This is a genomic window from Snuella lapsa, from assembly GCF_039539345.1.
GTDB lineage: Bacteria > Bacteroidota > Bacteroidia > Flavobacteriales > Flavobacteriaceae > Snuella > Snuella lapsa.
The window spans coordinates 62,406-69,045 of record NZ_BAABCY010000065.1; the positions used below are offsets into that span (position 1 = coordinate 62,406).

The following is a 6,640-nucleotide window of genomic DNA, read 5'->3' on the forward strand; positions in this document are numbered from 1 at the left end:
ACATAAAGTATCGTTTAAAAAGATTTCTCTGCTCCTTATTTTTTAAGCACAAATAAAAGGACATTTGTTTTTATAGATTTTAACTCATCTCCCTCCTCTTTAGCTAAACGAGTTGAATTTCCGATTAGAAAATTCAGTGTGATTGCGTCTACATAGTACTACCGAGAGATATTATTTATTCTGACCAGCTTTAGGAATTTTTAATATTTCTAAATTGTCAATTTCATATTTACCTTTTTCATTGCAAATTGTTCTACCATTAATACTATCTTTTTTTACATCATATCTCCAAATAGTGGTAGAATAATATTTATATGGCACTGGTCGTATATAGTCTCCAGATAATATAGGTGTTTCATTTTTAACCCCTTTTAGTCTACCATAACAAATGGCTAAATCCTTTGGTTTATAAATATTTTTTAATGAGTCAGTGCTAACTTTAGAATTTTCAATTTCAATAATAAAATCGCCTTCTCCCTTGTCTGACACAAACATTTTTTCGTCTTGGATACTAAAATCTTCAATAAAGTCCCAATATTTATGACTTAGTTTAAGGATTATTTTTTCATATGCTTCCGACTTATCTACCTCAACATTTTCTATGATTCCAACCCAGTTTAATCGGGGTAAGTTCTCTAACTCACTTTCTGACATTAAATTAATGTCGTTCGGGAGAATACATCTACTTGAAAAGTTGAAATATTGACTCTCTAGGGTCGTTGGCATATACTTTCTTGAACCAGGAGCCATTGGGCAACCATAAAAAACGGCTATTACTACTATAAATATATATCTGATGTACTTCATAATTCAATTTTAATAAGTTCTTAATTAATATAATATTTTCGGAATGTCTAGCAATAAACATAGCTAAATATAAACAAATCCTTACAAGAATATTGTGTAAAAAAAAGCCCTTTTTCAAATAAATGAAAAAGGACTTACGTGAGAGACTCTTAAAATTGAGCAATTAACCCAACCAAATTTAACCCTAACTATAAAGTTAACCCCCAATCTTAACCTGACTCTCCACGAGTTCTTTAATAGGCACTACAAATTTACCTTGCGATGTCTTTATAGTAATGGATAGATTATCGATAATAACCACTTCTCCTTTCATACCTTTAAATTCTATTTGCTGCCCTATTTCGTAGGTTTTCCTTGCGTAAAACGCCCGTAACAAATCGGTTACTATTCTTTGTGCTCCTAACCCAAAGGCTAAAGCAAATGACACCAAAAAGGCGCCAAGTATCATGGTAATATTACTCGTAATTATTTCGGTATCGACCCCAGCCTGATTTAAGGCTGTTATGGAAATAAACACAATAAGTAATAAGAAAACAATATTACTCACCAACTTAGAGCCAGACAAATCCACTGATTCAAAGAAAGACTTTATGGTTTTCTTGATAAAGTTGGCCAGCAATAAACCTATAGTAAATACAATTAAGGCCGAAAAAAGACGGGGAATGTAGTGCAAAAAGTTTCTAATTTCCTCCGAAACCATGGTAAGATTTAAAATATCGGTTATAATGATTATGAGTAAGATGTAGAGTAGCCATTTTAAAAACTGACTGATAATCTTTATCACATCAAAATTAAATTTCTTGTCACCAAAAAACTCTATCTCGTTTATTTTATCATCCAATTTGTCTGCCTTTGCAAATTTCAAAGCCTTTTTTGCAACACCAACAACTAACTTTGTGACCAACCACCCAATTATCAATACGGCTATTGCCGCAAGCAAGTTCGGAATAACTTCTGCTACTTCTGTGGTCATAGCCGAGAGCGAATTTACAATTCCCTCATTCCATTCTGATAGTTTCCCCATAATGTTCTTATTTATAAATATTGTAAAATCATTTTTTTCGTTTTTTAATGGTACGCTCAATAACTTTAGCCATATCTATGGAAAATAGCCTGGTTAGTTCCATGAGTAACTTTGCGATCGCAACATCGGTCATAACCTTCGACTTTAATTCTTCAGGCACATCCTTAAGTGGCTTATCTATGTATTTAAACGGATTATCCATTACTTAAGGGCATTATATACAGTTAAAAGTTTATCCTTCGCGCGTTTAATACGCATTTTAACAGCACTTTCTCCAATTCCCAGAACGCAGGATATTTCCTTGATAGACAGTAAATCCTGATATTTCAATAATAATATCATTTTCTCATCGGGAGACATAAGCTCTAGGGCTACCTTAAGCTTATCTACTTTCATCTCAAAAAAACCTTGATCATTATCCAAGTCTGAAATCCCTTCTACATCTGTATAATCAACCGCTTGTTTTTCAATTTTTTTTGCTGTATTTCTAGTTACATAATTCACACAATGATTATATACAAAGGCATACAACCATGTAGAGAACTTAGATTTTCCTTTAAAACTTGACAGTTTAACGAAAAGCTTTAAAAAAACATCTTGCGTCAAATCTTTAGCTTCATCTTCATTTTTGGCAAACCCAAAACACTTATTAAAAACCACCGTTGCGTAACGGTCATATAAAATCTCGAAAAGCAAAGTGTCATTAGTCTTAACAATTGCTTTAACTAGATCTTCGTCTGAAAGTTCATTAAAATTCGTTAGGGTTTTCAAATGTAGCCAATTAGCTATTTAGTTATTAATTTTAAGACACGACCATATTAAAAAAGTCACATAAAAACTTATTTATTTTATTACAAAAAATAGAACGAGATCATGCCTTAACTAATATAACTTAAAAATTTAGTAAATTTATTACTCACAAGCAACTAACAATCAAAATATTACAAAATGAAACTACAAATTATAGTGGCTGTACTAGTCTTATTTTTTTCTTGCAAAAAAAATACCAAACAAGTAGATAAACCGATTGCCACAGCCCCTACAAGCTCAAAATACAATTGTGTTCCACAAGTAACCGATGCCGAATGGTATAAAACAGATAAGGTTGCTCCGCTTTTAGAAGGTTACGATGTAATTCATTACCCTATAACCACCAAAAATAGCTTGGCACAAACCTATTTTAATCAAGGTATGGCTTTAGCATATGCCTTTAATCATGCCGAAGCTGCGCGTTCATTCTATTATGCTACTAAATTAGATCCATCGTGCGCCATGGCCTATTGGGGCTATGCCTATGTTCTGGGGCCTAATTACAATGCTGGTATGGAGGACGACAATTACCAACGTGCATACGAGGCCATTACAAAAGCCAAAACACTCTCAAACAATGCTACCGATAAGGAGCAAGAACTCATTGAAACGATGGCTATTCGTTATGCTCCCGAACCACCCGAAGATAGAAGTCAACTCGATATAGATTACTCTAAAGCCATGAAGACTCTTTACAGCAAATACCCCAATGACCCTGAAATAAGTGCTTTATATGCCGAATCAATAATGAATCTGCACCCTTGGGATCTGTACCACAAAGACGGCACACCTAAACCTTGGACGCCTGAAATTGTTACCCTACTTGAAACTTTAATCGAAAATACACCTTCACACCCAGGGGCACACCACTTTTATATCCATGCGATTGAAGCCTCCAACACCCCCGAACGCTCTGATGCATCGGCTAAAAAATTTGATGAAGGCCTCGTTCCTGGATCTGGACACTTATTGCACATGCCATCGCATACTTATATTAGAACAGGCGAATACCACAAAGGCACACTGGCGAATATAGCTGCCGTAAAGGCAGACAGCACCTATGTAACAAGCTGTCATGCCCAAGGTGCCTACCCACTAGCCTATTATCCGCACAACTATCACTTTATGGCTGCTACGGCTACACTTGAAGGCAACAGCCATTGGGCTATGATTGGCGCCAATAAAGTATCGGAGCACGTACATCCAGAGATTATGCAGCAACCCGGTTGGGGTACTTTACAGCATTATTATACCATCCCATACTACGTAGCTGTTAAATTTAAAAAGTGGGATACTATATTAAACATGGATTTGAACACATACGATTTGATATACCCAAAAGCCATTAGACTCTATGCAGAGGGTATGGCACACATAGGAAAAGGTAATGTAGACAAAGCAGAAGACGCCCTTTCCCTCCTTAAAACATTGGCCAACGATGAAGCCTTAAAGGACATTACCATCTGGGACATAAACACTACTTATGAACTTATACAAATCGCAAAAAGAGTTTTAGCTTCCGAAATAGCATCCCAAAAAGGTGATTATAATACTTCAATTACCCTTTTAGAAGAAGCCGTTACGATTGAAGATGCTTTAAACTACAATGAGCCACCAGACTGGTTCTTTTCCATTCGTCACCATTTGGGCGCTGTTCAAATAAAAGCTGGATTGTTTAAGGAGGCTATTAAAACATATGAAACCGACTTAAAGAACTTCCCGAAAAATGGCTGGGCACATCACGGTTTAAAAGCTGCCTATACTGGACTTAATGATACCGAAAATATATCGAGGGTAAACAAACTAATTGCAGAAAGCTGGGCACATGCCGATTTTGAAATATAAAAAAAGCGAACCTTTCGGTTCGCCTCCCCAAATCTAACCAAACATCATTTTTTCAATACTCTCTTGGTTAATAGCCTACCCATAGAGCCATTAACCGCTAAAAAGTATATACCATTGGTTAAATTAGTGATGTCTATTTTGTTTTCGGATGCTATCAAACGTCCTTCCAAAACGCTTTTCCCTAAAACAGAAGTTAAGGTATATGCAGCTGGCGTATTTAGCCTAATAGTTATTGTTCCACTAGTTGGATTTGGATACATTACAATATTTGATGCTTCAAAAAAATGAGCAGAAAGTGTGCAGTCTTGCTTATAACTTGCCCAGTTGTCTTTAGTCCAATCCACCTTAGCTTCTGCCTGTACCTCACTATCAACTTGTATACAAGTTAAATTGGGATTATCCTCGACTCTTACATAATTTAAAATATCATTGTGATCATTATTTAAATTAAGAGACGTCAATTGAGGATTTAAATTTCCCCAAAACTCAACCAGATTGGGCAGCATACTTACATCTATGTCCGTAAACTTAGTAATTCCCAAATCCAAATATTGAAGACCTGTATTATTTGTATAATCCAGATTTGATAGATTAGTACCATAGGCCCATAATTGGGTTAAAGTAGTTGTACTTGGTAATGTTAAATTTGTAAGATTGGGGTTGTTTCCTGGTTCAACATATTCCAAAATCATATTATTGCTTAGATTTAAGTCTGTAAGATTGTTATTCCATAGACCAAAATCTACTAAACCAGTACAACTGGAAACATCTATAGTTGGTGTTATTGCATTATTTGCGCAATATAACTCCCAAAGCACAGGGTTATTGGGTAAATTTATCGATGTTAGGTTATTATCAGAGCACCATATACGCTCAATAATTGGATTATTACTACAGTCTAATGAAGCTATTTGATTTGAATAGCAAAACAATCCGGTTAAGCCCATGTTTTTGCTTATATCCAAAGTTGGCAGATCATTATTATCACATATTAACCTGTATAGCGTAGCTGTATCTGGTAACGTAAGGCCTGTTAATATGTTTTCACCACAATCGAGATATCCCAAACTAGTGTTATTTGTAGCATCTAGGTTGGTAAGTATATTTTGCTGACAGGTTAAATAGGTTAAACCTGTATTATTTGAAATATCCAAACTCCCCAATTTACATCCATAACATTCAAGTTTAACCAAAGTACCTGTATTTGGCAATTGCAAACTTGTCATAGCAGAGTTAGCATAACAAAACACATTGGTTAAAGCAGTATTGTTTGTTAGATTTAATCCTGTTAAATCATTAAAACCACATGATAATATTTCTAATTTAGTATTTGTGGAAAGATCCAAGCCCCCTAACATGGTATCTTGACAATTTAAGATTTTTAACTCTGTTAAATTAGTAAGGGTAAGACTTCCTAACGGATTTCCCCAACAATCTAAATTAATCAAGTTGGTATTCGCAGATAGATTTAAACTGCTAATATCATTAAAACGACAATTTAAAACGTTTAATGCAGTATGGGATGAAACATCCAAATCTGTTAAATCCAAATTATGACAATATAATTCTACCAAATTGTTGCCACTTGGTAATTTCATGGTGGTAATGGGATTTAAATTACAGTCAAATATCTGCAAAGCAGTAAAATCCTCTATTCCTGTTAAGTCATATATGCCCCAACCATTAATACGTAACTCTGTAACAATATCAATCTTGGATGTTGGAACCATGTCGTTATCAATTATTCCATCACCCATACTTGAAGCATGCCCCAATGTTACAACGTTTCCATTTGCATCGTGAGTTTCCAGATATTCTTCGAATTTATCATCAGGAATAGAAGTTGTTTGTGATGGGGCAGCAAAACTTATTAAAACCAATAAGCAAAAGAATAATTTTGTTTTCATAATGCTACTATTTATGATCATTACATAAATAGGCATCAGGAATACGTGCCACCGCAAATTTAGAGCCCGGTTAAGAAAAATTTTGAAAGCGTAATTCTTACAACCAAGATAAGAAAAACTATCATCAAAAACAACATTAACTACTGATTTACAAATAACTAAAAAAGCAACCCTAAAGGTAGCCATGGTCGGAAGATTTTTTCTTCCGACTTTTTTTGTTTTATAGGGTAGATTATTTTGCAATATT

The 6,640-nt window shown here is 34.6% G+C and carries 6 protein-coding genes; 1 reads left to right on the plus strand and 5 read right to left on the minus strand.

Translation table 11 applies throughout. The features are described 5' to 3' along the window. Positions 1 to 171 precede the first annotated feature (171 nt). From ABD792_RS12215 to ABD792_RS12230, 4 genes are all read right to left on the minus strand, one after another. Positions 172 to 807 carry a hypothetical protein gene (locus tag ABD792_RS12215; RefSeq protein ID WP_345006415.1) on the minus strand — a complete coding sequence of 212 codons (636 nt, stop codon included), beginning with the start codon at positions 805 to 807 and terminating at the stop codon, positions 172 to 174. 196 nt (positions 808 to 1,003) lie between these two features. After that, positions 1,004 to 1,831 carry a mechanosensitive ion channel family protein gene (locus ABD792_RS12220; protein WP_345006416.1) on the minus strand — a complete coding sequence of 276 codons (828 nt, stop codon included), beginning with the start codon at positions 1,829 to 1,831 and terminating at the stop codon, positions 1,004 to 1,006. 28 nt (positions 1,832 to 1,859) lie between these two features. Next, positions 1,860 to 2,033, minus strand: coding sequence for a hypothetical protein (locus ABD792_RS12225; protein WP_345006418.1), 174 nt, complete (start codon positions 2,031 to 2,033; stop codon positions 1,860 to 1,862). After that, positions 2,033 to 2,602, minus strand: a complete 570-nt coding sequence (locus ABD792_RS12230) for an RNA polymerase sigma factor (RefSeq protein ID WP_345006421.1) — start codon at positions 2,600 to 2,602, stop codon at positions 2,033 to 2,035. Before ABD792_RS12230 ends, ABD792_RS12225 begins: the two co-directional genes overlap by 1 nt. 177 nt (positions 2,603 to 2,779) lie before the next feature. Between ABD792_RS12230 and ABD792_RS12235 the strand changes: the two genes are divergently transcribed. After that, positions 2,780 to 4,486 (plus strand): tetratricopeptide repeat protein, encoded by a 1,707-nt coding sequence (locus ABD792_RS12235; protein WP_345006423.1) that lies wholly within the window; start codon positions 2,780 to 2,782, stop codon positions 4,484 to 4,486. A gap of 44 nt (positions 4,487 to 4,530) precedes the next feature. Here the strand turns inward: ABD792_RS12235 and ABD792_RS12240 are convergent, their stop codons facing one another. Then, positions 4,531 to 6,393: a T9SS type A sorting domain-containing protein gene (locus ABD792_RS12240; RefSeq protein WP_345006425.1), complete on the minus strand. Its 1,863-nt coding sequence runs from the start codon at positions 6,391 to 6,393 to the stop codon at positions 4,531 to 4,533. Between the last annotated feature and the right edge of the window lie 247 nt (positions 6,394 to 6,640).

What these genes read in the sequence shown, in the direction of transcription:
- ABD792_RS12215 (WP_345006415.1), bottom strand. Translation starts at nt 807, where the DNA reads ATGAAGTACATCAGATATATATTTATAGTAGTAATAGCCGTTTTTTAT.
- ABD792_RS12220 (WP_345006416.1), bottom strand. Translation starts at nt 1,831, where the DNA reads ATGGGGAAACTATCAGAATGGAATGAGGGAATTGTAAATTCGCTCTCG.
- ABD792_RS12225 (WP_345006418.1), bottom strand. Translation starts at nt 2,033, where the DNA reads ATGGATAATCCGTTTAAATACATAGATAAGCCACTTAAGGATGTGCCT.
- ABD792_RS12235 (WP_345006423.1), top strand. Translation starts at nt 2,780, where the DNA reads ATGAAACTACAAATTATAGTGGCTGTACTAGTCTTATTTTTTTCTTGC.
- ABD792_RS12240 (WP_345006425.1), bottom strand. Translation starts at nt 6,393, where the DNA reads ATGAAAACAAAATTATTCTTTTGCTTATTGGTTTTAATAAGTTTTGCT.